This window comes from Thermostichus sp. OS-CIW-33 (genome assembly GCF_054059615.1).
Genome location: NZ_JBSSCH010000017.1, coordinates 1 through 25,690, shown reverse-complemented (window position 1 = coordinate 25,690; position 25,690 = coordinate 1). Strand labels below are relative to the sequence as shown.

Below are 25,690 nucleotides of genomic sequence, written 5' to 3'. Positions count from 1 at the left end.
CCACAGGATTCTAGCCACTGCCCTGGCAAGCCCGAATTGGCTGGGGATCCCCAGGAGCTGAAGCCGATCTGTTGGTGGTTCTAAAGATAAACAAACAGACTTCGAGTTGGTTGTTGAGATAAGCTACAGGTAGGCCTCCCAAGGAGAGCATCTCATGCTGGAAACCCCCAATGCCAATCTGGCCTCACCGGAAAAACCTTCGCCTTCCCTCTCTGCCGAAACCCTCAACAAGCTGATCGAGAGCAATGCTGAAAGTCGGCCTTGGGGCAGCTTTACAGTGCTGGAAGAGGGCCCTGGCTACAAAATCAAGCGGATCGTGGTTTTGCCCAAGCATCGCCTTAGCCTGCAGTTGCACTACCATCGCAGCGAACACTGGATCGTCGTTGCCGGCACCGCCAAGGTCACCTGCGGAGATGAAGAAAAGCTCATCACGGCCAACCAATCCACCTACGTGCCCCCTTGCACCAAGCATCGCCTGGAGAACCCTGGCGTCATCCCTCTGGTGATTATCGAGGTGCAAAACGGCCAGTACTTGGGCGAAGATGATATCGTCCGCTTCAGCGACGACTACGCCCGGGTTAACGGTGGGCAAAAGTAGCCAATCCCAATGGCCTAGGCGAGCTCTTCGCTGCTGAGGATCGCGATCCTCTAGAACAGCATCACCAGCAGGGCAACCACTAACAACAGCACAGCCCACATAGCCTGCCAGAAGGGATGGTAGCTGGTGATGAGCTGGCCATGGCGGGTTTGGAAGCGGGCCAGATCCAGGTAAGGGGCCACCCCCCGTCGGAACCACCCCACTGCGGATCCCTCTTGGCCGATTACCCCCCCTGCCTGGCGCGCTCCAAACAGGAAGTTGCCCAGCGGCCCAAAGCGGGAAGCATAGCGCAGGAAGATCATCCCTGTCTCATCCTGGAACTTGAGATCGGAGCCAAAGCGATAGCCCGGATCCCCTCGCCCAATCACCCGCCCTTCCAACTGCATCGGCAACCCGCGCAAGGGGCTGGCGTAGGGATTGCTCATGGCCTTCAACACGGTCAACGCTGGCGGGTTTTCTAAGCTGGGGTACATCACTGTCATCTTCAGCAGCAGGCCCAAGCCCACCCCCATCAGGGTCAGCCCGGCAAACATTTCATAGAAGCCCACCTGCAAGGCCGGGATCCCGAGCAGTGCCCCCGCAATTGCCCCCAGCCACTCGGCGTTCAACAGCAGTATATCCAGCAGAAAGTTCCCGTAGAGCTGTTGCCGGTTGAGCTGCTTGCCCTGGGCAACCACGCTGGCCATATCGAACTCCACCGGCAGATCCAGTTGCTCCGCATAGGTGCTCAGCGCCCGTACCCGTTTGCCCGTGAGGGGATGGGTGGAGTTCAGCTCCATCCACCAGGCCCAAGGGTTAAACAGATCCCACAAAAATACCCTGCCCACCTGGCCGGGATCCGCCGCCACCCGGTAGGCCGTCCCCGCCGTAACAGCCGCCTTGGCATCGTAGATCCCCAAAGCCCGCGTTCCTTCCAGCAGGCGAGCACTGCGCTGTCGGGTTTCCTCATCCCGCTCCCGCTCTCCCTCTTGCACAATGCCGTAGGCAATTTTCACCAAAGCCCGCGAGAGCCCATTGGGGTTGCCGGTGGTTTCGGCAGCAAAGTGGTCGGCAAAGTACTCCCGCACCCGCGACAGATAGAGCAACAAGTAGGAGCCGGCCACATAGAAAAAGTAGGCGACCAAGGCCAGGGAGCGGAGGCTGCCCCTTTTGCCGTTGTCGCGCGCATCCCGCATGTAGACGTAAAGAAGGTAGAGAATCTGCACCAGCGTGGAAGCCAGGGTCATGACGGCGAAATCCCAGTGGATCACATGCCCCAGCTCGTGGGCGTAAACTGTAGCCACCTCCTCATCTTCCAAGTAGGTGAACAACCCTTCGCTGACGACGATGCGGGCCGTATCCGGCAGGCTGCCGTAGGTAAAAGCAGTGGGGTTTTGGTCGCGGATCAGCCCCAGCTTCGGCTGCTTCAGCTTGTACTGGCGGCAAACCCGTTGAATCACCTCTGCACTCTCTGGGCTGCGACGCCCAATTTCCGCCAAGCTTACCCACTCGGTGCCATAGAGGCTGTGCTGGATCCAGTCCATCAGCCAAGGAGACAAAAAGAAGATCAGGGCATTGAAGGCGAGGGTGAGCAGAATGGCGAAGATGAAAGAGCCCAGAGAGAATCCCCCCTCTAAGCTGCCCAAGACGGTCAGGAAAAGCACAAACACCATGCCAAACAACAGGCTCAGAGTCACGCCTGCGGCCATTGTCAGGTTGCCGGCAAAGCTGGCCAAAATCAGCGAAACCCCCACCTGAGGGGCGCGGTAGCTGCGCTTGGTTTGCCCAATTTTGAGACCTGAGGTGGCGGGATCCAATTCCGCTAGGGTGCGGCTGGGGTTGAAGCAATAGCGGCTCAGCCAAACGCTCAGTAGACGCAGCTCGTGGGGATTCAGGCTTTTCAGAGGCTCCAGCCACAGGGCTGCCTCCACCGACAGCATCACCGTCGAGACGGTGCTGGGATTGCGAAACAAGGTGGGCAAGAGGGGCAGAACCTCCTGTTTTTGCCCAGAAGTGAGGCTGTGAAAACCCAAAACCGCCTGGCGGAGCAAACCAGGCGGCTGAGGAAGGTCGGCAGTAAGCAACTGGCGATCGCTGACAAAGCAGTAGCGGCTTAGATCCAGACTCTCTGAGAACTCCATCCCGGGATCCACCTTGTCTGTCGCCGGCTCCGGATCCAGCCTCACCTGAGTTTTCCAGTCGGCAGCCTGCTGGCCCATGGGGCGGCTGTAGAGGGCCAACCGTTTGACTTGGGGGTAGCGAGTGGGAATCGCCTTCTGGAACCAGGCCGTCAACTCCTCATAGTTGAGAGCAAGGCCGGCAGGGCGGTTGATCATAATGACGAGGGCATAAGCCTTGGGACTCTCCTGGAGCGGTTGGGCTTTGGCCTGTAACCTAAGGCGGGGATTGGCCAGCGCCTGCTCCAGCCACTGCACCACTTCCTGTTCGTTCATGGCCCTCTCCCGGATCTAGTGGGGTGAAGAAGATCAACTATTCATCAACCATTCAACTGTTGCCTCGGTTGCCGACTGCCGATTGGCCTCACGGGAGCTATTCTGGCATTTCCTCCCGTTGACGGGATCCCCATCCTTCCCCAGCCCAGTACGGTTCCCCTGCTGGGAAAGCATGAGAACCTGAGCTTTGGGAATTTTTGGCTACAAAATCGAGCGCTGCCCTTCTGGGCTGATACCAATAATGGTGAGCTGGCAATCCAACACTTTGAAACCGTACTTTTCTGCCACCTTCTGGGTGATGTTAAGAATGGCGTTGTTTTTGAACTCGATCACCTTGTTGGTCTTGACGCACACCAGATGGTGGTGGTGGTGGGGGGCCGGCTGGTTGATCTCGTAATGTTTGTGCCCTTCGGTCAGTTCCAGTTCTCGCAAAATGCCCATGCGGGACATCAGCTTGACGGTGCGGTAAATGGTGGAAAGGCTAATGTTGTGGCCTTCTTCCCGCAACTTTTTGTGCAACTCCTCCGCGCTCAGATGCGTGCCCTCAGGCAAGTTTTGAAACGTTTGCAGGATGATCTCCCGCTGCCGAGTGGCTCGCCAGCCTTTGGCATTGAGCTCTGCCTTGAACGCCTCTTCGGTGTAGACCATGATGCCGCCCCTCCGCTGTTGGGCAACGTCGCCGTAACAGTCAATAAGTTCTGTAATTGATAATAACTTCATTTATGACGACACCACCCGACTTGGTTGCTGAAGACATCGTTCAGGCTCAGTTCAGGCCCAATAGAACAGGGACGCAACTGAGGCGCATGGGCTGCCGGGAGAGCCTCGGGAAGGGTGCGGGAAACCCAATCCCTCATCCATCCGGGATGAGCTAGCCTACAGAGCAGAGCCATGTGGCGGACTGTTTCTGGTGTTCGGGCGCGCCTAGGCTAACATACTCAAGAAAAGGCCCGCGGCATCCTGACAGCGTTGGCAAGCGTAGTGATCGGGGAAGGAAAACGAAAATGCGGTTTGAGCAGCCCAAAACCTATTCCATTTCTCTGGGTGGCTGGGGGTTCTGGCTGGGATCCCTGGCGTTGGCAGCTTTGCTGACCAGTATCGGGCTGGGGTGGCTGGTCGCCGGATTGGTGGCTCTGTTGCTGTTTTTGCTGTCCTTGCCGGTATTGGTGCTCCTGGCCTTTCGCTGGTGGGCGCGCCGCTGGATTACCACCGATCGCTGCCCGGTGTGTGGGTCGGAATCGCAAGCCATTGAGGGCAGCCGTTTCTTTTGCCCCAATTGTGGAGAGCCGCTGTTTGTTGCAGACGGACGTTTTTATCGGCAAACGCCCCCCGGCACCATCGATGTAGAGCCTGTGGAAGAGGGTGGCTGGGAATTGACGAGCTGATGCCCCCTCGGTTGCCGGGATGTTTAGAGGGTGTTTTCCGTGAAAAGTGCTATGCCTGCGGCACCCCATGGTGCTACACAACACTGTTGCTCCGCAACGCTGACGCCACGGCACGAACGACATCTGTGGGGCTGGCCCGGTAGGCGGCTGGTTTCGAGCTGGGTTGGGCTGCTCTCGGCGGCCACTCTGTTGCTGGGTTTGTCTCCCACTTCTCAGGCGACGGAGCAGGGATCCCTGCAACCTCAGGTGGAAACTTATCTGGCTCAGTTGGCCGGTCGGGGGTTTTCGCCCACAGCTCAGGGGGTTTGGCTGCAGATGGAGGATCCTTCGCCTCAGCGGGACAGAATCCTTGTTTTGGGACAGCATCAGGGATCCACACCCTTGCCGGCTGCTTCTTTGACCAAGGTGGCAACGACACTGGCCGCTTTGCAGCACTTTGGCCCGCAGCACCGCTTTGTTACCACCTGGCTGGCCACTGGCCCCTTAACTGCTGAGGGAGTTCTACAGGGGGATCTCTGGGTGGTGGGGGGGGAGGATCCCTTGTTCGTCTGGGAGGAAGCCTTCTCCGTCGGCAACCTGCTCAATGCCTATGGGATCCGCCAGGTGCGCGGGGATCTGGTGGTGGTGGGCCGCTTTTACATGAACTTTTCCCGGGATGTGGCGCAATCGGGATCCCTGTTGCGGCAGGGGCTGGATGCGCGGCGCTGGCCGCCAGAGGCGGAGGCCCAATTTCAAACCTTACCCCCCGGCACACCCAGACCGCAGGTGGAGATCTTGGGTTCGGTGCGGGTTGCCCAGCAGATCCCGCCCGGCGCTCAGGTTTTGCTCAGACATGAGTCCCCCCCCCTCATTCACCTGGTCAAGCTGATGAACCTCTACAGCAACAACTCCATGGCCGAGATGTTGGCCGATGCGGTGGGGGGAGCAGACCAAGTGGCCCAAATCGCCCGGGCCATCGCCGGGATCCCGGCAGAAGAGCTACACCTGATCAACGGCTCCGGGTTGGGGGTGGAAAACCGCATTTCTCCGCGGGCCAATGTAGCTTTGCTTCGAGCGATCCAGTCTCTTCTGGAGGAGCAGGGGCTCTCTCTTGCCGATGCTTTTGCCGTCGTCGGCCAAGATGTGGGAGTGTTGGAGCGGCGTCTGTTGCCAGGGATCCTAATTGCCAAGTCGGGCACCTTGAGGAGCGTCAGCACCTTGGCGGGTGTATTGCCAACCGAGCAGGGGGACATCTGGTTTGCCCTGATGAATGGCGGATCCGATCTGGTCGGCTTTCGCACCCAGCAGGGACAATTCCTCAGCCAGCTCCAGTCCCAATGGGGATCCCCCACCACCTTGCCTGAGCGTTGGATCCCTCGCTCTGGGGATACGGGAGCCCGCACGGAGCTGAACCCCCGTCTTTGAAACTGGGCGTCAACAGCCCTCAACCCAGAAACCTCGTCCGGCAGGGATCCTCCCCATGGGGCGTACAGGGATCGAACCTGTGTAAGGCAAATTATGAGTTTGCTGCCTAAACCGCTCGGCCAACGCCCCTGATTCTTTTACTCTAGCGTTTACTCTAGCGCCCTTGTCTCCTCCAGAAGCGGCTGAAAACAGGATAAGCTGCATGTCGGTGGTTAGGATCTGACGCCATGGCTGCGCCGCGTTCTTGGCAGGGGCAAATGGCCCTGGGCTTGGGGTTGATTGCCTTGTCCTCGGCTCTCTGTTTTGGCTTCTTGGCCGTTGGGCAGCACTATCTTTACGGGGATGGATCCGCTGCGGATTTCCAGCCTGCCGGGGAGAGTTTGGCTTTGTCTCCCGCCCCCAGTACTGGGCCTCCGACGGCACTGCCCCTCACTACCCCCCCCTCTTCCGACAGCAATCTTCCTGAGGGATCCCCGCTGCAACTCTGGTTTGTTACTTTTTTAACCGTGTTTGTGGCGGAAATGGGCGACAAAACCCAGTTGGCAACCTTGCTCATGAGTGCCCAATCCCAATCTCCTTGGGCGATCTTTTTCGGTTCCGCCGGTGCCTTGGTGACCGCCAGTTTTTTCAGCGTGGTGCTGGGAGAAGGTCTGGGCCAAGTCATTCCCCCGGGCTGGCTACAATGGTTGGCGGGTGCAGGGTTCCTGATGATCGGGGGCTATGTATTATGGCAGGAGTGGCGGGGGAACAAGCTCCCAGAGGGCTAGCCTCCCTGAGCAGCCGATGCCAACCCGGCAGGACAGAGTGGAGAACAACCGAGGAACGTGTTGATCCAAGACAACGACAGCCGAACCCCGTCTTTTTTGCTGCGGCAAATGGCCGGACGGGCCGCCCTAGTGAGCTTTGGCTCGATTCTGCTGGCCGAAATGGGCGATAAAACCCAATTGGCGACCCTGCTCCTCAGTGCCCGCTCGCAAAACGCTGGGGTAATCTTTTTGGGCGCTGCTGCTGCTTTGATCAGCACCAGCCTAATTGGGGTGTGGGCAGGAGCTTGGGTGGCCCGCCTGATCCCACCTCGCTGGATCAAAACCCTGGCAGGCGTGGGGTTTGTTGTGATGGGTCTAGTCTTGTTGTGGGGATCCCTGCCCATAGCCGGCTGAGCAGAGGGCTTCAGGATGGCTTCGGCAAAGCGTGATAGGATTAAGAGCGCCTCACTTTGACACTTCAAACTGAGGACCTTCACTTGAGTCCGGACAACCGGTCAGGAAAACCAGCATGGCCAAAAAACGCAATCTGAAGCGGGAAAAAGCCGAGCGCAACCGCGAATATGCCAAACAGTTCCAAAAAAGTCGTGCTCGCAATGGCCGCCGCTTCCGTTCTGCCCCCCGCGACAACGAGGCCAGCGCTGGCGAAGAACAGCAGTAAGGTTGTTTTTGTCGAGATGCTCTGTCGGTCAATCCTGTGAGCGGAGCTAGTTCAACAAACCTGCTATCGTATGCAGGGGTGGGCCGGAGCGGATAAGCATGAAATATCGACGGATTCTACTGAAGTTGAGTGGTGAAGCCCTGATGGGGGAGCGCCCCTACGGGATCGACCCCGAGGTCTTGAAGTCCATTGCCGGCGAAGTGGCCTCAGTGGTACGGGCCGGTGTGCAGGTGGCGATTGTGGTGGGAGGGGGTAACATCTGGCGCGGGCGCAAAGAGGCGGCTGCCCAAGGGATGGATCAGGCTTCTGCCGACTACGTAGGGATGCTGGCCACCGTCATCAACGCCTTAACCCTGCAGGATGCCATTGAGCGAGCCGGGATCCCCACCCGGGTGCAGACGGCCATCGCCATGCAGGAGGTGGCGGAGCCCTATATTCGTCGCCGCGCCATTCGTCACCTGGAAAAGGGGCGGGTGGTGATTTTTGGGGCAGGATCTGGCAACCCCTTCTTCACCACCGATACCACTGCGGCCTTGCGGGCGGCGGAGATCGATGCCGAGGTGATTTTCAAAGCCACCAAGGTGGACGGAGTTTACGATGCGGATCCCAAGACTCACCCTCAGGCCCGCCGCTACGATGTCCTCAGCTATCAGGATGTGCTGAACCGCGATCTGCGGGTTATGGACAGCACCGCCATCGCCCTCTGCAAGGAAAATCAATTGCCCATCGTGGTCTTTGACCTGACTACCCCTGGCAATATTTATCGAGTGGTGCAGGGAGAGCCCATCGGCACTTGGATCGGACAGCGGACGGTCGAGAACAACGGGATCCCCAGCCCAGGAGAGTTGATCCCAAGTTAGGGGGGAAATCGGCCTTGAGAGTCCGGCGACGCCCTAGCCAGGATTGAGTCCGAAGGATAGCCTGGCTCAAGGGTGTGCTCAGGCCGTTTGGAGGGAAAGGCAATGACAGATCAGGTTCAGCATTCGGCCCAAAAGGATCCCGTCTTGCCCAAATGCTCTGCTGCCCAAGGCGCTATACCCAGGTCACCCCATGTTGCTACGCAACGCTTACGCGAACGCTGGGGTCGGCGTCTTTTGCAGAGCTTGATTTTCCTGTTGGTTCTGGTCGGGGGATTGGGCTACTGGCAGTGGCAGACCTGGCTCCAGCCGGTGGGCGGCCCAGAACCGATCCAAGTAACAATCCAGCCGGGCAGCAGCAACCGTCTGATCGGGCAAAAACTGCGCCAAGCAGGGGTGATTCGCTCAGCTCTGGCTTGGGAGCTGTGGAGCCGCACCTTCGGGCGCGACTGGGTGTTTCAGGCGGGCACCTACGCTTTGGATCCCAACCAGGACATGCTGGCCGTGGCCCAGCAACTGCGGCAGGGAAGGATCCTGCAAAGACGTCTGACCATTCCGGAGGGTTGGCGCATCGAGCAAATGGCAGAGGCTCTGGCCCAGCGCAACTGGCTGGCAGCCGATGCCTTCATTGCCGTGACCCGGGTGATTCCCCCCCTCGACTGGCTGCCCCCCAACTTGAGCTCTCTAGAAGGCTACCTGTTCCCAGACACCTATCTTTTCCCCATCGAACAGGTGGAGGGATCCCTGCCGGATCGGGAAAAGGCCCAGATGGTGGTCGACGCCATGCTGCAGCGATTTGTCGCGGTGGCCCTGCCCCTGTTTCGCCAGCACACCACTTCCCTGTCTCTGCACGAGTGGGTCACCTTGGCCAGCATTGTGGAGCGGGAGGCCGTGGTGCCGGAAGAACGCGCTTTGATTGCAGGTGTCTTTCTGAACCGGCTTAAGAAAGGGATCCCCCTGGGAGCCGATCCGACGGTGGAATATGCCTTGAATATCCGGCAAACCCCAGATCGCCGCCTCACCCTTGCGGAGGTGCGTACCCCCTCTCCCTACAACACCTACCTCAACCCGGGTTTGCCCCCCGGCCCCATCGCCAGCCCGGGCTTGGCCAGCCTAAAAGCCGTTTTGCAGCCTGAGCAGACCGACTATCTCTACTTCGTGGCCCGCTACGATGGCACTCACATTTTCAGCAAAACCCTAGCAGAGCACGAGGCAGCCCAATTGCAAATTATTCAAGAGCGTCGGCAAGCTGCCCAGGGATCCCACCATAGTCCTCAACCCAGTCCTTAGCCGAGGAGGGCTGACAGCAGTAGGCCGAAAACCTTACAGTAGTCAACATTGGCTACCTAAAGCTGGAAGAGGCTGGTAAGCGCCAAGCCAAAAGTTGCACGAAACTCATGGACGCTTTGCGGTGTGGCGGACATGTTACTGGGCTTCCAAACACAACTCATCCTCAACCACAAGCAAACAACTCTAGCAGCTCAACATGCTGGGGTAGCCCGCCACGCCTACAACTGGGGCCTAGAGGTCTGTCGGCAAGCCCTGGAGAACCAGCAAAAACTCCCCACCGCCATTGACCTGCACAAGCGCCTGGTAGCTGAAGTGAAGCAAGCGCATCCCTGGTACTACCAGGTCTCCAAATGCGCCCCTCAGCAGGCACTCCGCAACCTGGAGCAGGCCCCTAAGCGCTGGCGCAAGGGGCTAGGTCAGTTTCCCCGCTTCAAGCGCAAGGGGGTGCAGGACAGCTTTTACCTAGAAGGCAGCATCCGCATTTCTGGCGACCGCATCAAGGTGCCTATCTTCGGTTGGCTGCGCTGTGCAGAGCTGCTTCCGGCGACCACACCCAAGAACGTGGTCATCAGTCTTCGCGCCGGGCATTGGTACATCTCCTTCAAATATGAAGCTCCAGCGCCTCAGGTGGAGAAGACCGGGGAAGTTGTGGGAGTGGACTTAGGTATCCATCACCTGGCCACCTGCTCCGGCGGGGAAGTATTTGCGAATCCCAAGCCCTACCGCAAGGCCAGGCAGCGGCTGGCTAGGCTGCAACGGCGGCTGAGCCGCAAGCAGAAGGGATCCACCAACCGCAAGAAAGCAGTGGTGCAGTTGGGCAAAGCTCACAAGCGGGTGGCAGACATCCGGCAAGACAGTCTGCACAAGCTGACGACTTACCTGGCCAAGAGATACCGGGTGGTGGTGGTAGAGGACTTGCAGGTAAAGAACCTGCTCCAGAACCGCAAGCTGGCGGGATCCCTGTCAGACTGTGGGTTCTACGAGTTGAGGACTCCGTCCCGCTATCGCGAACGGCGACAGCTAGAGTACAAGGCCCAGCTCTACGGCTGTCAGGTGGTGGTGGCGGATAGGTTTTATCCGTCCAGCCAACTGTGTTCACGGTGTGGTCACCGACAGAAGATGCCACTGCAGGAAAGGGTGTTTCGCTGTCCATGTTGTGGTCTGGAGCTAGACCGCGACTTAAATGCAGCCCTAAACCTGTTGCGGTGGTACAAAACTACCTCAAGCTCTGGGGGAAGTGACGCCTGTGGAGACTCCTCTGGCGGGGTGGTGGGGGTGAACTCTGCCGCTAGTCATGGGTCGCTGAAGCAGGAAGGAAGCAGAAGCGCAGCAGGCACTGAACACTCTGGCAGTGTTTGTTAGCGTTTCGTAGGTCTTTCGGAGCGGATGGTACACAAACCTTGGTTCAAGCTCCTGCAACCGGATCTGGTGGTGGCCGGCACTGTCTTAAAGTTGCGGGCAGAAGACCTGTGGGCCTGGCAGGTAAAAGGCATCATCTTTGACGTAGACGGTACACTGGTGCCGAGCCGACAGGTTGAGGTGGATCCCGCTGTGGCTGCTTGGCTGGAGCAGTTGCGTCCGCACTTTCAAATTTGGCTGGTGAGCAACAACCTCAATCGCAGCCGCATCCAACAAATCGGAGAAAGCCTGAACCTGCCCTACATTCACCGCGCTGGGAAACCCTCACGGCGGGCCTTGCGGCGGGCCGTAGCCCAGATGGGCTTGCCGGTAGAAGCAGTGGCTATGGTGGGAGACCGCCTGTTGACGGATATTTTGGCGGGCAATCGACTGGGGTTGGTAACCGTGCTGGTCAACTCCCTCTTGTCCGAAGCAGTCGAAAAGAACCCTGCTACCCTCTAGGGGCTGCGCTTTTGAGAGATTTGAGAGTTGGACAACTGTAATTGTTTCAAACTGAATTGAAAAGGTTTCCAAGCACTCCCCCTTTCCTTCGCAAAGAGAGAAGACCAAAAGACAATCCTGCTGCTCGGAAGGACTTAGTCACTTCAGTTTAGGGTGAGACGCCTGGGCAGCTGAGAAAAGCCCTGTGGCCCCATGCATGTTTCATGCATGTTTTAGGTGTGGGTACAGTGTCCCAGTTTGAATCGAAATGACCAACCACAGGTTGTCAGCGCTGACAACTGCTGACCGGATGGGTAGCACATCTAAAAATCAAGACAAAAATCGAGAGAGATTTTCCAGACCTGACCCATCTGCCCCAATTTTTTGTAGAGTGACGGCAGGTGAGCCGGATCCCGCGTTGAAGCCCAGTAGGCGGCGGTGTGAGGGCGGTGTGAGATCCAAAGGTCAAGCATGCGAACCATCCCTATTGTCAAGTCCGCCATGCAACGGCTAAAGTCCATGCTGCAAAAATCCCTGCGTTCTGCTCCGACTTCCCCCGGCTCCAGATCCTCGCTTGTATCCAATGGACGGAGCCTGATCAAGCTGGGCAGCTTTCTGGCCTTGCCTTTGATATTCTCGACATTGCCCGGTTGGGCTTTAACATTGGTGGCGCGTCCAGATCTGCGCGACCTCAAACGTGCAGCCGTGGTTCGGGTGGTCAACTACAACACCCTGGTTGTCCAGCTTGAAGGAGACTTGAATTTGCGGCTGGTGCAACTGATTGGGATCGATCCCTTGCCTGACCCGATCAACCCCAACTGGACAGAGTTGCGCGGACAAACCCCTTTGGCAGTTTACAATGCCGGCCAATATTTGCAGACTGCTCTGCTGGGACGTGAGGTGTTTTTGGAGTTGGATCCTGCCCTAGCCCCTACTCCCACCTTGCCTGCCTACGTTTGGCAAGCCAATACCCTCATCAACCAGGAAATGCTGTTTTTGGGGCATGGCCTGTTGTCGCCACAAACCGATGGCTTGAAGTACGGCCCCATTCTTACTGAAGCTGCCGATGCAGCCAAAAGACAAGGACGCGGCTATTGGACAACCTACGGCCCTCGCTAGAGACCAAGCCAAACCCAGAGCTGGAATTGCCGGCCTGTTTGTTGAGAATAATCTCAACAGCCATCTTCCGCCGGTCGGTGAGAGCATGACTCTAGTCAATAATAAGCTCAACTATACTGAAAATAATGTATAATATATAATATGTTCAGTACGGATTACTACCAGTTGATCTTTCTGTTTACTTTCGAGTCTGCCAACATGGTAGCCAAAGCAAAGCAGAAAATTGGTAGTAAGACGACACGGAAACTGCGCTTTGGGTATTCTACTCAAAGCTTTGCGGGATACCGCCATTCTGGTTGGAAACAAACAGAATGCTATCGCTGCATAGTTGAACAGTGATGTTCAGCAGTGTTCAGCGTAAATGTATCAGTTCCCTATGGCGGATGAGTTGCCGTTTACTCTAGATCAGCTCCTCATCGTGCGGGCAATTGCCCAGCAGGGTAGTTTTCGCCGTGCTGCCGATAGCCTGTTTGTCTCCCAGCCTGCCGTCAGCTTGCAAGTGCAGAACTTGGAGCGACAGTTGGGAGTGGTGTTGTTCGACCGCAGTGGGCGCAAGGTGGAGTTGACGGATGCCGGGAAAGTGCTGCTGCAGTACAGCGAGCGCATCCTCAAGCTGTGCCGTGAAACCATCGAGGCGCTGGCGGATTTGCAAGAAATGGAGCGGGGGCATCTGGTTCTGGGGGCCAGCCAAACGGTGGGCACCTATGTAATGCCTTCTTTGATCGCCCAATATCACCGCCGCTATCCACAAATTTCCGTACAGCTCTTGGTGCAATCCACGCGGCGAATTGCCCAGAAGTTGGTGGACGGCCAATTGGACGTGGCCATTGTTGGCGGGGAGATCCCCTTTGAGCTGCAGCGGCACTTGAAGGTGATGGCTCTGGCGGAAGATGAATATGTGTTGGTCGGTGCCCCCGGCTGTGCCATCGACTCTCCGGCGCTTGTGGATCTGCTGGCTTTGCCCTTCATCACCTTGGATCCCCAGTCTTCCACTCGGCAAACCATTGATCGGGTGCTGAACCGCCACGGCATTAACCCGGCCCAATTGAACGTGCGGCTGGAACTCAGCTCGATTGAAGCGATCAAAAATGCTGTCCAGGCGGGTTTGGGGGTGGCCTTTCTGTCCATGGTGGCAGTGGGATCCGATGTGGAACAGGGGCGGTTCCGGAAGCTGGCGGTGGAAGGGCTACAGATACGGCGTACCCTCTGGCTGGCTTTTAACCCGGAGCGCTATCAATCGCAGGCGGCCACCCGTTTTCTCCAGGGGCTGCTGACCCGCCAAGACTGGCTGAAAACTCCCCCGCCCCATTTGCAGTTGATCGGCTAAGTTGCGATGCGTTACGGCCTTTTCCGAGTTGATGGGATCCCAGGTAGATTCCGGTGGATTGAGCAGGATCCCTGTTCAAAGAGATACGAGAGATATTTCCGTATAGGTGCATTCGCTGTAGCCAATGCTGCTCCGGAAGAAACTGCATCTGCTGAATCTGTCTGTGTCTACTGACCCCAAGCCGATGACCAGGCAAACGCTGTTGGAACGACTCCCCCTGGCCCAGCGCTTGGCGGAGTTACAGGCCCGCGTTCAAGAGATCCCGCTGCACAGGGTGAAATTGGAAGGGTTGAACATCGCAGGGGCAGAGTCCTGCTGGGCTGCCTATCGAGACTGGGGAAAAGGGATCCCACTGCTGTTTCTGCATGGCTTTATGGCCACTCACGCCAACTGGTGGCCGCTGATGCAAGGGTTGGGAGACGAATATCGCTGCATTGCCTTGGATTTACTGGGGTTCGGGCAGTCCGGCCAACCGGCCTTGCACTACGACATCGCTGCAGAAGTAGAGTTTGTGCGCGGATTTGTCCAAAGGCTGGGCCTAGCTGCTCCGGTTTTGGTGGGCCATTCCTTTGGGGGATGGGTGGCGGCAGCTTACGCCGTGCGGTATCCGCTGCGGGGGTTGGTTTTGTTGGCTCCTGCCGGGATCCGCGACGACAGCTTTGTGAGACGCTACAACCATTTGCGGCCCTTGCTCTGGGAAAGCGCTTGGGTGGATTGGCTGTTGCGGGCGATCACCCCCTTGGCCCGCTGGTGGCATTGGGAAGACAAGCTGGCCCAGCTCTTGTGGTTGCGGGGATCCCTGCGTCAGCAGCCGGTCGCTCGGCAATTTCTCCGACAACGTCTGCGCCCACAAGCTGCTGTCGATACGGTTGAACGTTATCTCAACTACATTCAGGCCCCCACCCTGGTGATCGCCGCCGAACAGGACGACACCATTCCCCTCTGGCACTGCCAAACCTATGCCGAAGGGATCCCTGGGGCTCAGCTCAAGATCCTGGCCGGGGCCGGCCACGCCATCCCTGCCTTGCATGGGGAACAGGTGCTGCCCCTAATTCGGGAATTTCTCGACACAGCCCTTTCCGCACAATGCGGGCTTTGAGCTGGGGCTGTAGCGTATGGCCGAGAGAGGAATGCCGCTTGCCAGATGGCGATGCCCGATAGGCGACGGAGCGCCGCCCAAGGGGAACGCCTGACCCTAACCAGCGGGCGGTTTCTGCTAGAAACCCATCAGACGAGCAACAGCGGACAGCTCAGGGACAACGCCGGTGTGGATAGGAGCGGATCCCTGGTGGCTGGCCGTGTCCGGATCCTTAAGGCCATTGCCCGTCAGCACGCACACCACCTGTGCTCCAGCAGGCACCTGCTCTCGCCATTTCAGCAATCCTGCCACCGAGGCCGCGCTGGCCGGCTCGCAAAAGATCCCTTCTTCGGATGCCAGGAGACGATAGGCTGCCAGAATCTCCTCGTCGGTGACGCTATCCACCTGACCGCCGCTCACCTGCACTGCCGCCTTGGCCTTCACCCAACTGGCAGGGTTGCCGATGCGAATGGCCGTGGCCACCGTCTCTGGGTGTTCCACCACCCGGTTCAACACCATGGGAGCAGCACCGGCAGCCTCGAAGCCGTAGAGACGAGGGCGACGGGTAGCCTTGCCCTGCTGGCGATACTGGCAAAACCCCATCCAATAAGCCGTGATGTTGCCCGCGTTGCCCACCGGAATACAGAGCCAATCGGGGGCATCCCCCAAAGCATCCACCACCTCGAAGGCGGCGGTTTTTTGCCCTTCTAAGCGGAAGCGGTTGACCGAGTTCACCAAAGCCACTGGGTAGGTTTCCGCCAGTTGCCGCACCATGGCCAGCGCTTGGTCGAAGTTGCCCTGAATGGCGATGATCTCCGCCCCATACATCAGGGTTTGGGCCAGTTTGCCCTTGGCCACATAGCCATCTGGGATCAGCACATAGGCCCGCAGACCCCCTTTGGCTGCAAAGGCAGCGGCAGCCGCCGAGGTGTTGCCGGTGCTGGCGCAGATGATCGCCTCTGCCCCTGCCTCTTTGGCCTTGGACACGGCCATCGTCATACCCCGATCCTTAAAACTACCGGTGGGGTTGAGGCCCTCCAGCTTCAGGTAAACTTGGCAGTCTCGCCCCAGCCGTTGGCTCAAAGCCGGGGAAGGCACCAGGGGCGTGTTGCCCTCATGTAGCGTGACCACAGGTGTGCTGGCGCTGACGGGGAGCCATTCCCGATAGTGCTGGATCAGGCCGGGCCAAAGCCCCACTTGCGCGCGGGATCCGGCCATACGAGGGGGATGGGTGGGATTTAGGGTCGCCATGCCGCAGAGAACACCGAGGCCAATCAAAGACCAGCTTTCTCACTGTAGCGGTTCGTGGAGCGGTTCGTATCCACCTCCCGCAGCGGCGGCAGAAACATCTTCCTGATCCCCTCTCTTCAGAAGCTGGGGAGCGGGAGAGCCGCAGGGCGTAGGGCCAGAGCCTGCACCAGAGAGCGCAGCTTCAGACGAATCTCGGCCAGCTCCTGCTCTGGGTTGGAGTCGGCCACAATCCCGGCACCGGCATACAGACGGGCTCGATCCCCCCGAATCAGGGCGGAGCGGATCCCCACCACAAACTCGCCATTGCCCTGTAAGTCTACCCAGCCCAAGGGAGCGGCATAGCTGGAGCGATCAAAGGGTTCCAACCGCTCTAGCCACTGCAGCGCCGCCTGTTGGGGATACCCTCCCACCGCTGCCGTCGGGTGGAGCTGGGCCAGCAGATCGAACAGATGTACATCGGCGGGGAGCTCCGCCTCGATCAAGGTTTGCAGATGCTGGATGTTGGCTAGACGGAGCAGCCGCGGTTGCGGGGAAATGCAGGGATCCATTCCCAACCGACTCAGAGCCTCCCGGATCGAGCGCACCACCCACTGGTGTTCGCGGCGGTCTTTGGGGCTGCGGAGCAGCTCCTCGGCCAACTGGCGATCCTGGACAGGGGTGGCGCCGCGGGCGGCGGAGCCGGCTAAGGCATCGATCTGCACCCGGCCTTGCCACACGGAAAGCAAGCGCTCCGGGGTGGCCCCCAAGAAAACCTGGGGAAAGGCCCCCTCTTGGACCAGGGGGAGAGGCCTGGCCGGCAAATTCCCCCGAGCATCTGCCTCCAAGGACTTCGGCCCGCTGACGCCAGCGGCAAAGGCAAAGATGCTGCAATCGGGATGATCTTTTTCCAGGTAGGCCAGCAGGGACGGGATTGACGGCGGGACAGGCAAGTGCAGATCCACAGCCTCTGCCAGCACCACCTTTTCTAAGAATCCCGCCTGAATCACCTGCAGGGCTTTTTGGATGCGCGCCAAGAGAGGGGCTTCCTCCAAGTTCACTGGCACAGGAGCTTGCAATTCCCACGAGGGCAAGGGGGATCGAGAAAGGCGCTCCATTTGGGCAAAAAAGGCGGTGATCTGCCCGGCCAAAGCCGCTAGGTCACTTTCGGGAGCAATTTCCAGATTGAGCCGCGCTACCGTCAGGGATCCCCAGGAGTCTGGCACCTGCAACAGTTGCCAGCGCGGCAGAACCAGCGCCGCCCCCCCATCACTCCTGGGGCTGAAACCAAGGCGACAGAAACACAGGGGGCGTTCCTGCCGGCTGTCTGGGAATCTTCCCACTTCCGAGGGCTCCGTTCTGCCAATGCAAGCGGTATGGACATGGGGCTGCAGCTCTTCCACAAAAATCCGCGCCGCCTGCAAGCCCCCTTCTCCCGAGAGATCGACCCGCCGCAGGGATCCCCACCCCAGCACCCGCACCCTTTCCCCGCGGGCCTTGTGGGAGAAATAACAGTAGCTCGGGAATCGGTTCGTGGGGAGAGAACCCAGCCTCTGGGCCAGCACCGCCAGCGGATCCAGCTCTGGGATGGGCTGGGACAAGCTGAGGATTTGGGGCACGCCCCGCGCCCGCGCCATCTGTTGGCAGGCGGTTAGGAAGGGATCCCAGTGGCGCCGATCCCTCGCCTCGTCCGTCCAGGTAGAAGTGCGAGTCGGCGGCCATGCTCTCGGCCACTCCAGGCACTCAAGCGTACCGTGGGCATTCCAAGGGGAAAGAGAAGAGGTCATGCGCAAGAAAAACAAGAAAAAGAAGACGATCCCACCTTGGCCGAAAACAGGACACCCGTCGATGGAGACCGGCAGAAGATGACTTTAGGATAAGAGATTAGGAGAAGGGCCGGCAGCCTGAGCTTCTGGGGGCCAGATCTGAGGAGCTTCTTCACGGACTGCAAAGTTTCTTAGCATCCTGGGGGATGCTTTCTCAGGCGCTCTACCCTACAGAGCAGATGGTTGTAGACAGATCCAGAGACAGGCCCCAGAGCAGGCTTGCTTCCCAAGGAGAACTCCCATGAATCCAGATGTCGGCCAAGTGCAGCCAGCAGCAGAGGTCGCATGGAGTGACCCCTCCCGCCGGCGATTGTGGATGGCTGCCCTCAAGCCCCCCATGTACAGTGTGGCGATCATGCCCATCTGGGTGGGATCCGCCATTGCCTATGCCCAGTCAGGGGTGCTGGACTTGGGGGTTTTGGGGGTGTTTTGGGGAGCCGCCATCTGCATCTTGGCCTGGGTCAACCTCAGCAACGACGTGTTCGATGCCCAGACAGGGGTGGACAAAAACAAACTCCACTCCCTGGTTAACCTGACAGGCAAGCCGGGGCGGGTGTTTTGGGTGGGGAATGCCTTTTTGGCTCTGGGGCTGCTGGGGATCCTGTGGCTGAGCTGGCGGCAATGGGATCCGACGGTGCTGCTGTTGGTGCTGGTGGCCTGTGGGCTGGGCTATGCCTACCAAGGGCCGCCCCTGCGCCTGGGCTACCAGGGCCTGGGGGAGATCCTCTGCTTTTTCAGCTTTGGGCCGCTGGCGGTTTTGGCCGCCCACTACAGCCAAAGCCAGACCTGGTCGCTGCCGGGGTTGGCAGCCTCACTGGTGGTGGGGATGGCGACCAGCTTGATCTTGTTTTGTTCCCATTTCCATCAAGTGCAGGATGACTTAGCCTGTGGCAAGCGCTCGCCGGTGGCCCGTCTGGGAACCTTGCGCTCGGCCCGCCTCATCCCCTGGCTCTGCGGCAGCCTTTTTGCCTTGATGCTGCTGTTTGTGGGGCTGGGGATCTTTCCGGCTTGGACACTGCTGAGTTTGGCGGGGATCCCGTTTGCGGTGCGGCTCTCCCGCCTGCTGGGGGCTTACCATGACCAGCCGCAGCGGATTAGCCATTCCAAGTTCATTGCCGTCGGCCTCCACTTTTGGCTGGGGCTGTTTCTGGGGCTAGGGTTCATCCTCAGCCGCTATGGCTGAAGGCTGAAAAGTCGGCTTAAGGCTAGGTGTGCGCGGGATCCCCCCGGTGCAGCCGGCAAAATGGGATAAGCTACAGCCTAGAGTGCTAGCTCAGAGCGTTGGCTCCAAGGGGAGTGATCAGTTCGGGTCGAGGTGAGGCGGCAGCGAAAACAGGATGCGGCGATTCTTCAATTCCAACCTGGGAGTGGCGCTGTTGGGGAGCAGCATCTTGGCTGCTTTGGTGGGCTGGGCCTTGTCGATCGACATCGAGGAAGTGAAGGTGGAGTCTCCTTCCCCCGATCAGCCCCTCTCGGTCAGCCGCAGGGTAGACATCTTGGGTCGTCGGGGAGGCCATCAGCGGTGGCGACTGATCGCCGAGCAGGTGGATCTGGCAGCCGGGCAACAGGTATTTGAGCAGGGGGCGCACGGCTACTTCTACGGAGAAAGCGCCGACCGACAGGAAGGGGTGCCGGATCCCTTTTTTGATAGCAGCGAGCAGATGACTTGGCGGGCCAAGCGAGCCCGCTACAATGCCACCGCCGACGAGCTGTATTTGGATGAGGAGGTGGAGGTGAGGAGCGGCGACGGCAGCCTGCTCTTGACCAGCGCCCTGAGAGTCACCCCCGAAGAACGCATCGAGGTGCCCGCGGAGTTCACCCTCAAAGGCCGGGAAATGGTGTTGCAGGGCCGCTCTGGCTCGTTTAACTTTCAATTTGCCCTTCTCAGGGCCGAGCAGGGCAAGCTGATAGTGTTGCCCCCAAACGGCTCGGCACCCACCTCCACCACCATCACCGCCGACCAGATCACCTACGACCGCACCAACCAGGTGGCCGAGGGGAAAGGGAACCTGCGCATTCGCGAACGCGGCATCGAGATTCGCGCTCCCCAAGGCACCTACCTGCGCCAGCAGGCCCAAAGCATTCTCTCCGGCGGTGTGGTGTTGCAAGAGGTGGCCGGCGACAGCAGCCGGGATCCCTTGTTGGCGGATCTGCGCTTGGCCCAGGCTTCCCCCGGCCCGGAGGCAACCCCCAACCGACAGGATCAAGAAGTCACTATCATTGCCGACCGCCTCACCTACGACCGCAACACGCAAATTGCCCAAGGGGAAGGCAACCTGGAGATCCAGCAGGGGGAAACCATCATCCGGTCGGCCCAGGGCACCTACCGCCGCCGCGAATCCCAAAGTTTGTTGACTGGAGGGGTCACCCTGGAAGAGCCCGGACGGGTGCTCACCTCAGCCCGCCTAGAGGGCAACCACCGCGACAAGATCTTCCTCTTTGAAGAGAACGTCCTTTACCGGCAGATGGCTGCCTCTACCCCCACGCCCAGCGAGGGATCCCTGACGGAAGAACTGCGCCAAGCCGAAACCGAAGTGCGGGCTGCCCGCCTGGTTTACAACTCCCGCACCGGTACTTCCGAGTTTAGCGATGCCGTCGAGTTTATCCAGCGGGGACGTAGGGCCAAGGCCAACCAAGCCACCATCACCCCTGAAAAGGTGGAGCTGCGGGGAGAGGTGGTGATCGAGCAGATCGAAGGGGACTGGCTGGCGCGGCGCTTGCAAAACTCAGAGACCCAGGCCGATGTGGATCAGCCGACGGTGATCTACGCCGACCGGGTGGAGATCGACCAAGCCAGCGGCGATGCCCGCTTCTTCGGCAATGTGGTTATTGTGCAGGCCAACCGCGCCATCGAAGGGGATCGCGCCGATTACTTCGACCGAGAACAAATTTTCAAAATCAGCGCCGAACAGGCTCCTGTGGTGCTCTGCGATCGGGGAGAGGTCAACCGCCTTCCCGGAGAGAGCACCCAAGCTCTGCCAGGCCGCAATGCGCTGGATCAGATGTGCCGGGGTGCCAATCGCCTCAGCGGCAAGCTGGTCACCCTGAACATGAAACGGGATGAATACACCGTCGAAGGGGACGGGCAACAGCAGGGCATGTTTCAGTTTCGCATCACCGACGCCCTCTGATGGGATCCCCCCTCGGGGAGCCATCTGTGGTTTTTGATCGTCCAGGTTTGGCTGAGAGTGTGATCCGAGGTGATGTAATGACTGCCCCACTCGCCGAGGGTAAACTGCGCAGAGCTCCTGCTCAAACGGGCAGCTTTTGGGGATCCCTGAAATTGGGGGCTGCCTTTTTGGAGTTTTATCTCTTCAAAGAGATGATTCGCCCCTTCTTTCTGGGAGTGGCCGGGGGGACGGTGCTGATGCTGGGCAACCAGCTCTTTATCTACGCTGATCTGCTGGTGAAAAAGGGCGCTCCTCCGCTAACCATTTTGCACATTCTCATCCTCAATTTGCCCGCCATTTTGGTGGTCACCTTTCCCATTGCCGGCCTCTTTGCCACCTTGCTCACCCTGGGCAAAATGGGAGCCGATAGCGAGATCATCGCCCTGCGCGCTGCCGGGATCCCTTACCGCAAGGTGTTTATTCCCGTGCTCTGTATTGGCCTGCTGATCAGCGGCTTGGCACTGTTGACCAATGAAGTCATTGTGCCGGAAACCAACCAAAAGGTGAAAACCCTGAATAAAAACCTCATCTTGGCTCAGGATGCCCTTTTGTTTAATCCAGAAGAGATCGTGCGGGTGGATGATGAGCTCTGGTTTCATGTGGGATCGATTGACCCGAAGACCGGCTTGATGCAGGATTTGTTGATCCTGGATCGCAAAGCTGAGACCGGCCACCTGCGCTATCCGCAGGTGATCTCCGCTCAAACCGCGCAGCAGGTGGGCCAATCGTGGCAACTGCGAGATGTGGTGATCCGCCGTTATGACGAGCAGGGGCGCACCTACTATGAAGGCCAGGTGGAAGAAATGCAGCTCAACATCGTCAACAAACTGGTGGGCCTGGTGTACGCGGAAAAGGTGCCCCAAGAGCAACGGGCGGGGGAGCTGTGGGAGCAGTGCCAGCGATATCGAGCGGAGCAACGTCCTTCTGCCGATGTGGCTCGCTGCCTGACGGAATACCACCTCAAGTTCGCCATTCCTTTGGCCAGCTTTTTCGCCATCTTGGTGGCTGCCCCCTTGGGCCTGCAAACGGTGCGGCGAACGGGGCGCTACGGCGGCGTGGCGCTAGCGATTGTTCTGGTGTTTATTTACTATGTACTGATGAGCCTGGGACGAGCGATGGGTCGAGTGGAGCATATCGATCCCTGGCTGGCTGCTTGGTTGCCGAATATGATTTTCGGTGGGGTAGGCCTTTCTTTACTGTGGCGGTTTTTACGGTGAAATCCTGCAACTTCCCCCCTGACTTCAGCCCTTGGGCAAAGTGGTTGGCTCTTTGCTGGGGCGGCTCCCTGTGGTTGGGGACGGGGGAGGCCGTCTTCGCCCAGTTGGACCCCCTGCCCACTGTTGGCGTCGGCGGGACGGAGTTCTCTCTGGAGGGCTACCAGCGCTTTCGGTCAGCGCAAACACTTGCTCAGCACCTGCAACTGGCCCGCCGGGCTTCCAGCCCAGAACCGATGGCTGCCGCCGATGAGGAGCCCATCACCTTGGCCGAGGCGCAATCTTCTCTGCCTGCTACAGCCTTGACTGCGGCAACCCCACCCCCTACGGCCCCGGTTTCAGACTTTGGATCCCCTCCCCTTGCCAACTCTCCTGAAAAGCCCCTCACGCCAGAAGAACTGAACCGACAGCGGCTACAACGGCTGTTGGCCGAAGGGGCAGCAGCCCATGCTCGGCGACAGGCGCAGCAGGCCCAGGCAACACCTTCTCCCCAACCCCCTTCACCGGCGACGCCCACCGCGGCAGTTCCCAGCCTGAACTCCCTTCGGCTTTCCCAGCCCATGACTTCTCAGGCTGAGGCCCTGCAGGTGGAAGAGCAACCCTGGCTGCGCCCCACCAACACTGTGCAGTTGCCTGCTCCCACCTCGGCACCCAATGCCGAGAACCCGGCTACGGCTCAACTGCAAGGTGAAGCTGGTTCAGAGGCAAGGTTAAATCGGATCCCAGCTTCGACGGTTCCTCCCTTGATCTCCCAAGCCGGTGGGAGCTTGGATTTGGGCGGTGTCCTGTTGGCAGAGGCCACCCCTGGGTCGGGGCTGACGGGATCCCCTCCAAGGGGAACGGAAGCCTTTATCCCCACCGCTGGCTCACCCCTGGCTCCTCAACTGCTGGAGCGGTTCCCGCTCCTACAGGATCTGGGCACTGGTGCAGATGCCGTTTCAGCGGCAGAAAATCTTGGCACCGGCAGCCAGGGATCCCAGATTCGCCAGCAACTCTCGGCCACCGCGCAGCGGCAAATCCCCCTCGACCCGGATCAAATCAACGTCAGCGGGGATGTCCTCAGCTACATCGCCGAACAAGACCTGGGCATTGCCGAGGGAAATGCTTCGATCCAACTGGCCGACGGCACCCGCATCACCGGCGACCGGCTGCTGTTTTATCGGCGGGAGCGACGCCTGCGCAGCGAGGGCCCTTTTCGCATGGAGCAGCCCCCTGGCCCCCAAGGGCGGGGGATCCGGCAAATCGAAGGGCGAAATTTGGATCTGGATATCCCCGGTCGCACCGCCCAATTTGAGAGCTCGCTGGTCATTCTGCCGGGGGAGGAGCCGGGCACCAAGGTTTTTGTGCGCAGCCAAGAGACCACCGCCATTTTGGGGGATCAGATCTTTTTCGAGAAAGCCACCGTCACCACCTCGCCAGAGCCGCCCATCACCCACTACGTGCAAGGGGATCGGGTGGAGGTGTTTCCCGATGACCGGGTGATCGTCTACGACGCCCGCGTGTTTGCCGGCGGCGAACTCACAGAAGCAGGGGATCTGCGGGCAGGCCTGCAGATTGCCTATTTCCCCCTGTTCATCTACAGCCTGCGGGATCACCAGTGGGTGCTGCCGGGGCGCAGCGAGACAGAGGGGGTGTTTGTCAAATCCAGTTGGGCCTACCGCTTCGACGAATACAACTTCGGCGGCCTGCGGCTGGATGCCATCCAGAAAAAAGGGGTGGGCATTGGTTTCTTGCATGACTACATCCTGCCCATCCCGGATAGCGTCAACTACGGGCGAGCCCAGTTTTACTTGGTTACCGAAGCCGACCAACAGCGCTTCTCCAGCCGTTTCCGCATCGACCACAACTTCGACTTCTACGCTGCCAACCTCTTTGGGCAGGAAGGCCAACTGCGGGGGCAGCTCAACCTCAACCTGGACAACACCTACCGTCCTGCCGGCGGACGCAACGACAACGCCGATCTCCGCCTCAACGCCACCTTTCAGGGGGATCTCTCCACCACCACCCTCAACATCAGCCGCACCGGATCCCAGGAGCGGGGCATCTACAGCTTCCCCCTCACCCTCAGCCACACTCAGCGCTACGGGGGCGTGCACTGGCTGCAATCGGATCTCCGCTTGGACTACAACCAGCGGGTGAGCGTCAAAGATGGCCCCGACTTTGCCGATGCGCGGTTGACGCTGGGCACTCAACTGACCCCACCCGGCTGGGGAGGTACCTATCGCCTGGCCTACCGTGCCTACAGCAGTTCCAATGGCGACAACGAGCCGCGTCGCAACTTCGAGCTGGCCTTTAACCCCGACCTCGTTCGCATCACGCCCGATATTGCTCTCAGCAGCGCCCTCACCCTAACTCAAGAGCAACAGCCGGATCAGGAGGTGGGGGCGGGCCTCCACTTTTTCAATCGCTACGAGCTGCGCTCCAGCCTCCAGTTCAACGATATTCAACCGGCTCCCTGGATCACCTTCATGCCGGGTTCTATCGATTACACCCAAGTTCTCTACTCCACTCCTGACCAGGAGTCTACTGTCAGCCTCAACCCTCGCCTCAGCCTCAGACCTGCCGACTGGAATACCATCGACCTGCGCTACAGCCGCACCTTCTACGGCAACAATTCTGTGCCCTTCCAAACCCTCTCTACCAGCCCCAGAGATGTGGATCGCATCAATGCCAACATCAGCTTCTTTACGCCCCGCGATCCCCTACCCGATGTGCCCCCAGGCTACATTGCCTTTGAAGATGACCTGCCCGGCGAGCTGCCGATAGCCCTGACCTTCCCCGACGATACCCCGGAGGATTTGCAGGCCATTGCCTCCCGCAACTTGCAGGAGCTGCAGGCAGAGGTGAAAAACCTGGTGCGCCTGGACACCAGCCTTGGCTACGACTTCGTTGCCCAGAAGTGGGACACCCTCAACGCCAACTTCACCTGGAACACCGCTCCCGATCTGTTCAACATTCAGTTGCAGACGGCCTACGACCTGAACCAGGGACAGCTCCAACCCGTTCGTCTGGAGTATCGGGGACGCAGCAGCACCACATTTAACCGGGATCAACGCTCCGGCCTGGATGTGTATGAGCCGGGGATCAGCTATGCGCTGCAGGCGGTTTACGATCCCCGGTTGGGCCAGATCTCTACCTATGGTCTGGAGCTGGATGCCACCCTCGGCACGCGATGGCAAAATCACTGGCGGCTGCGCTTGGGCCTGACGGAAGAAGGGATCCGCCGGGTGGAAGTTCGCCGTGACCTGCGGGATTTTGAGCTGCGCTTTGCCTACGATCCGGTGGCAGAGTCACTGCGCTTGGAAGGGATCCTGGTGGCTTTCCCCAGTCGCCCGGTGGGCCTCACCCAAGAGCGGGGAGATTTTCAAGTAAACTACCCGACCCTGACTGCTTCGCAGTACAGTGCGGGCTTTCGGTAGCCCTGCAGTTGGCAAGCCAACCACGAACCTCTAGGCTGGTTTACAGCAGCCCCCAAAAGCGCAATCACATTCGCACCATT

At 59.4% G+C, this 25,690-nt stretch carries 21 protein-coding genes, 1 tRNA gene and 2 pseudogenes; 18 read left to right on the top strand and 6 right to left on the bottom strand.

Features of this window, described 5'->3' with window-relative positions; translation table 11 throughout:
- Positions 1 to 154: 154 nt before the first annotated feature.
- The gene (locus ACVWZG_RS11275; RefSeq protein WP_011433853.1) at positions 155 to 598 is read left to right on the top strand and encodes a phosphomannose isomerase type II C-terminal cupin domain; all 444 of its coding nucleotides are present in this window, start codon (positions 155 to 157) and stop codon (positions 596 to 598) included.
- Positions 599 to 648: 50 nt separating this feature from the next.
- Here ACVWZG_RS11275 and ACVWZG_RS11270 read toward each other — a convergent pair whose 3' ends face one another.
- Both ACVWZG_RS11270 and ACVWZG_RS11265 read right to left on the bottom strand, forming a co-directional pair.
- Positions 649 to 3,030, bottom strand: a complete 2,382-nt coding sequence (locus ACVWZG_RS11270) for a M48 family metalloprotease (protein WP_457407091.1) — start codon at positions 3,028 to 3,030, stop codon at positions 649 to 651.
- A 201-nt stretch (positions 3,031 to 3,231) separates the two neighbouring features.
- The gene (locus ACVWZG_RS11265; protein ID WP_011433855.1) at positions 3,232 to 3,678 is read right to left on the bottom strand and encodes a Fur family transcriptional regulator; all 447 of its coding nucleotides are present in this window, start codon (positions 3,676 to 3,678) and stop codon (positions 3,232 to 3,234) included.
- Between the two features lie 356 nt (positions 3,679 to 4,034).
- Here ACVWZG_RS11265 and ACVWZG_RS11260 point away from each other — a divergent pair, with 356 nt between their 5' ends.
- Both ACVWZG_RS11260 and ACVWZG_RS11255 read left to right on the top strand, forming a co-directional pair.
- Positions 4,035 to 4,415 carry a hypothetical protein gene (locus ACVWZG_RS11260; protein ID WP_457407093.1) on the top strand — a complete coding sequence of 127 codons (381 nt, stop codon included), beginning with the start codon at positions 4,035 to 4,037 and terminating at the stop codon, positions 4,413 to 4,415.
- 198 nt (positions 4,416 to 4,613) lie between these two features.
- Positions 4,614 to 5,819, top strand: coding sequence for a D-alanyl-D-alanine carboxypeptidase (locus ACVWZG_RS11255; RefSeq protein ID WP_457407095.1), 1,206 nt, complete (start codon positions 4,614 to 4,616; stop codon positions 5,817 to 5,819).
- A 56-nt stretch (positions 5,820 to 5,875) separates the two neighbouring features.
- On the opposite strand, the gene ACVWZG_RS11250 is transcribed toward ACVWZG_RS11255, so the two are convergent.
- Positions 5,876 to 5,948 (bottom strand) — tRNA-Ile (locus ACVWZG_RS11250).
- A gap of 98 nt (positions 5,949 to 6,046) precedes the next feature.
- On the opposite strand from ACVWZG_RS11250, the gene ACVWZG_RS11245 reads away from it, so the two are divergent.
- From ACVWZG_RS11245 to ACVWZG_RS11195, 11 genes and pseudogenes are all read left to right on the top strand, one after another.
- Positions 6,047 to 6,586 carry a TMEM165/GDT1 family protein gene (locus ACVWZG_RS11245; RefSeq protein ID WP_457407097.1) on the top strand — a complete coding sequence of 180 codons (540 nt, stop codon included), beginning with the start codon at positions 6,047 to 6,049 and terminating at the stop codon, positions 6,584 to 6,586.
- A 57-nt stretch (positions 6,587 to 6,643) separates the two neighbouring features.
- Entirely contained in the window at positions 6,644 to 6,979 is a 336-nt protein-coding gene (locus ACVWZG_RS11240; protein WP_011433859.1) for a TMEM165/GDT1 family protein, read from the top strand.
- 115 nt (positions 6,980 to 7,094) lie between these two features.
- Positions 7,095 to 7,244 (top strand): hypothetical protein, encoded by a 150-nt coding sequence (locus ACVWZG_RS11235; protein ID WP_011433860.1) that lies wholly within the window; start codon positions 7,095 to 7,097, stop codon positions 7,242 to 7,244.
- Between the two features lie 98 nt (positions 7,245 to 7,342).
- Complete coding sequence (gene pyrH / locus ACVWZG_RS11230; RefSeq protein ID WP_011433861.1) at positions 7,343 to 8,104, top strand: UMP kinase; 762 nt, start codon at positions 7,343 to 7,345, stop codon at positions 8,102 to 8,104.
- Positions 8,105 to 8,206: 102 nt separating this feature from the next.
- A complete protein-coding gene (mltG, locus tag ACVWZG_RS11225; RefSeq protein WP_457407098.1) occupies positions 8,207 to 9,391 on the top strand; it encodes an endolytic transglycosylase MltG in 1,185 nt (394 codons plus the stop codon).
- Between the two features lie 132 nt (positions 9,392 to 9,523).
- Positions 9,524 to 10,753: an RNA-guided endonuclease InsQ/TnpB family protein gene (locus ACVWZG_RS11220; RefSeq protein ID WP_457407113.1), complete on the top strand. Its 1,230-nt coding sequence runs from the start codon at positions 9,524 to 9,526 to the stop codon at positions 10,751 to 10,753.
- A 24-nt stretch (positions 10,754 to 10,777) separates the two neighbouring features.
- Positions 10,778 to 11,251: a YqeG family HAD IIIA-type phosphatase gene (locus ACVWZG_RS11215; protein ID WP_414329713.1), complete on the top strand. Its 474-nt coding sequence runs from the start codon at positions 10,778 to 10,780 to the stop codon at positions 11,249 to 11,251.
- A gap of 450 nt (positions 11,252 to 11,701) precedes the next feature.
- The gene (locus ACVWZG_RS11210; RefSeq protein WP_457392735.1) at positions 11,702 to 12,349 is read left to right on the top strand and encodes a thermonuclease family protein; all 648 of its coding nucleotides are present in this window, start codon (positions 11,702 to 11,704) and stop codon (positions 12,347 to 12,349) included.
- A 144-nt stretch (positions 12,350 to 12,493) separates the two neighbouring features.
- Positions 12,494 to 12,677: pseudogene (locus ACVWZG_RS11205) on the top strand (hypothetical protein); the annotation flags it as partial.
- A 48-nt stretch (positions 12,678 to 12,725) separates the two neighbouring features.
- A complete protein-coding gene (locus ACVWZG_RS11200) occupies positions 12,726 to 13,676 on the top strand; it encodes a LysR substrate-binding domain-containing protein (RefSeq protein ID WP_414383566.1) in 951 nt (316 codons plus the stop codon).
- Between the two features lie 184 nt (positions 13,677 to 13,860).
- Positions 13,861 to 14,775, top strand: a complete 915-nt coding sequence (locus ACVWZG_RS11195; protein WP_457407101.1) for an alpha/beta fold hydrolase — start codon at positions 13,861 to 13,863, stop codon at positions 14,773 to 14,775.
- Between the two features lie 117 nt (positions 14,776 to 14,892).
- Here the strand turns inward: ACVWZG_RS11195 and thrC are convergent, their stop codons facing one another.
- Together thrC and ACVWZG_RS11185 are read right to left on the bottom strand one after the other, a co-directional pair.
- Positions 14,893 to 15,972: a threonine synthase gene (gene thrC / locus ACVWZG_RS11190; protein ID WP_457407115.1), complete on the bottom strand. Its 1,080-nt coding sequence runs from the start codon at positions 15,970 to 15,972 to the stop codon at positions 14,893 to 14,895.
- 149 nt (positions 15,973 to 16,121) lie between these two features.
- Positions 16,122 to 17,768: an isochorismate synthase gene (locus ACVWZG_RS11185; protein ID WP_457407103.1), complete on the bottom strand. Its 1,647-nt coding sequence runs from the start codon at positions 17,766 to 17,768 to the stop codon at positions 16,122 to 16,124.
- A gap of 280 nt (positions 17,769 to 18,048) precedes the next feature.
- Between ACVWZG_RS11185 and menA the strand changes: the two genes are divergently transcribed.
- The 4 genes from menA (at position 18,049) to ACVWZG_RS11165 (ending at position 25,610) form a co-directional block, all read left to right on the top strand.
- Positions 18,049 to 18,990 (top strand): 2-carboxy-1,4-naphthoquinone phytyltransferase, encoded by a 942-nt coding sequence (gene menA / locus ACVWZG_RS11180; RefSeq protein ID WP_457407104.1) that lies wholly within the window; start codon positions 18,049 to 18,051, stop codon positions 18,988 to 18,990.
- Between the two features lie 154 nt (positions 18,991 to 19,144).
- Complete coding sequence (locus ACVWZG_RS11175; protein ID WP_457407106.1) at positions 19,145 to 20,938, top strand: LptA/OstA family protein; 1,794 nt, start codon at positions 19,145 to 19,147, stop codon at positions 20,936 to 20,938.
- 77 nt (positions 20,939 to 21,015) lie between these two features.
- On the top strand, positions 21,016 to 22,194 hold the full coding sequence (locus tag ACVWZG_RS11170) for an LptF/LptG family permease (protein ID WP_457407108.1): 1,179 nt from the start codon (positions 21,016 to 21,018) through the stop codon (positions 22,192 to 22,194).
- Positions 22,195 to 22,238: 44 nt separating this feature from the next.
- Positions 22,239 to 25,610: a hypothetical protein gene (locus tag ACVWZG_RS11165; protein ID WP_457415379.1), complete on the top strand. Its 3,372-nt coding sequence runs from the start codon at positions 22,239 to 22,241 to the stop codon at positions 25,608 to 25,610.
- Here the strand turns inward: ACVWZG_RS11165 and ACVWZG_RS11160 are convergent.
- A pseudogene (locus ACVWZG_RS11160) lies at positions 25,565 to 25,690 on the bottom strand (RNA-guided endonuclease TnpB family protein); the annotation flags it as partial. The gene ACVWZG_RS11165 and the pseudogene ACVWZG_RS11160 overlap by 46 nt on opposite strands.

What these genes read in the sequence shown, in the direction of transcription:
- ACVWZG_RS11185 (WP_457407103.1), bottom strand. Translation starts at nt 17,768, where the DNA reads ATGACCTCTTCTCTTTCCCCTTGGAATGCCCACGGTACGCTTGAGTGC.
- ACVWZG_RS11175 (WP_457407106.1), top strand. Translation starts at nt 19,145, where the DNA reads ATGCGGCGATTCTTCAATTCCAACCTGGGAGTGGCGCTGTTGGGGAGC.
- ACVWZG_RS11265 (WP_011433855.1), bottom strand. Translation starts at nt 3,678, where the DNA reads ATGGTCTACACCGAAGAGGCGTTCAAGGCAGAGCTCAATGCCAAAGGC.
- ACVWZG_RS11270 (WP_457407091.1), bottom strand. Translation starts at nt 3,030, where the DNA reads ATGAACGAACAGGAAGTGGTGCAGTGGCTGGAGCAGGCGCTGGCCAAT.
- ACVWZG_RS11200 (WP_414383566.1), top strand. Translation starts at nt 12,726, where the DNA reads ATGGCGGATGAGTTGCCGTTTACTCTAGATCAGCTCCTCATCGTGCGG.
- ACVWZG_RS11220 (WP_457407113.1), top strand. Translation starts at nt 9,524, where the DNA reads ATGTTACTGGGCTTCCAAACACAACTCATCCTCAACCACAAGCAAACA.
- ACVWZG_RS11275 (WP_011433853.1), top strand. Translation starts at nt 155, where the DNA reads ATGCTGGAAACCCCCAATGCCAATCTGGCCTCACCGGAAAAACCTTCG.
- ACVWZG_RS11215 (WP_414329713.1), top strand. Translation starts at nt 10,778, where the DNA reads ATGGTACACAAACCTTGGTTCAAGCTCCTGCAACCGGATCTGGTGGTG.
- ACVWZG_RS11245 (WP_457407097.1), top strand. Translation starts at nt 6,047, where the DNA reads ATGGCTGCGCCGCGTTCTTGGCAGGGGCAAATGGCCCTGGGCTTGGGG.
- ACVWZG_RS11195 (WP_457407101.1), top strand. Translation starts at nt 13,861, where the DNA reads ATGACCAGGCAAACGCTGTTGGAACGACTCCCCCTGGCCCAGCGCTTG.
- ACVWZG_RS11210 (WP_457392735.1), top strand. Translation starts at nt 11,702, where the DNA reads ATGCGAACCATCCCTATTGTCAAGTCCGCCATGCAACGGCTAAAGTCC.
- ACVWZG_RS11235 (WP_011433860.1), top strand. Translation starts at nt 7,095, where the DNA reads ATGGCCAAAAAACGCAATCTGAAGCGGGAAAAAGCCGAGCGCAACCGC.
- thrC (WP_457407115.1), bottom strand. Translation starts at nt 15,972, where the DNA reads ATGGCCGGATCCCGCGCGCAAGTGGGGCTTTGGCCCGGCCTGATCCAG.
- mltG (WP_457407098.1), top strand. Translation starts at nt 8,207, where the DNA reads ATGACAGATCAGGTTCAGCATTCGGCCCAAAAGGATCCCGTCTTGCCC.
- menA (WP_457407104.1), top strand. Translation starts at nt 18,049, where the DNA reads ATGAATCCAGATGTCGGCCAAGTGCAGCCAGCAGCAGAGGTCGCATGG.
- ACVWZG_RS11260 (WP_457407093.1), top strand. Translation starts at nt 4,035, where the DNA reads ATGCGGTTTGAGCAGCCCAAAACCTATTCCATTTCTCTGGGTGGCTGG.
- pyrH (WP_011433861.1), top strand. Translation starts at nt 7,343, where the DNA reads ATGAAATATCGACGGATTCTACTGAAGTTGAGTGGTGAAGCCCTGATG.
- ACVWZG_RS11170 (WP_457407108.1), top strand. Translation starts at nt 21,016, where the DNA reads ATGACTGCCCCACTCGCCGAGGGTAAACTGCGCAGAGCTCCTGCTCAA.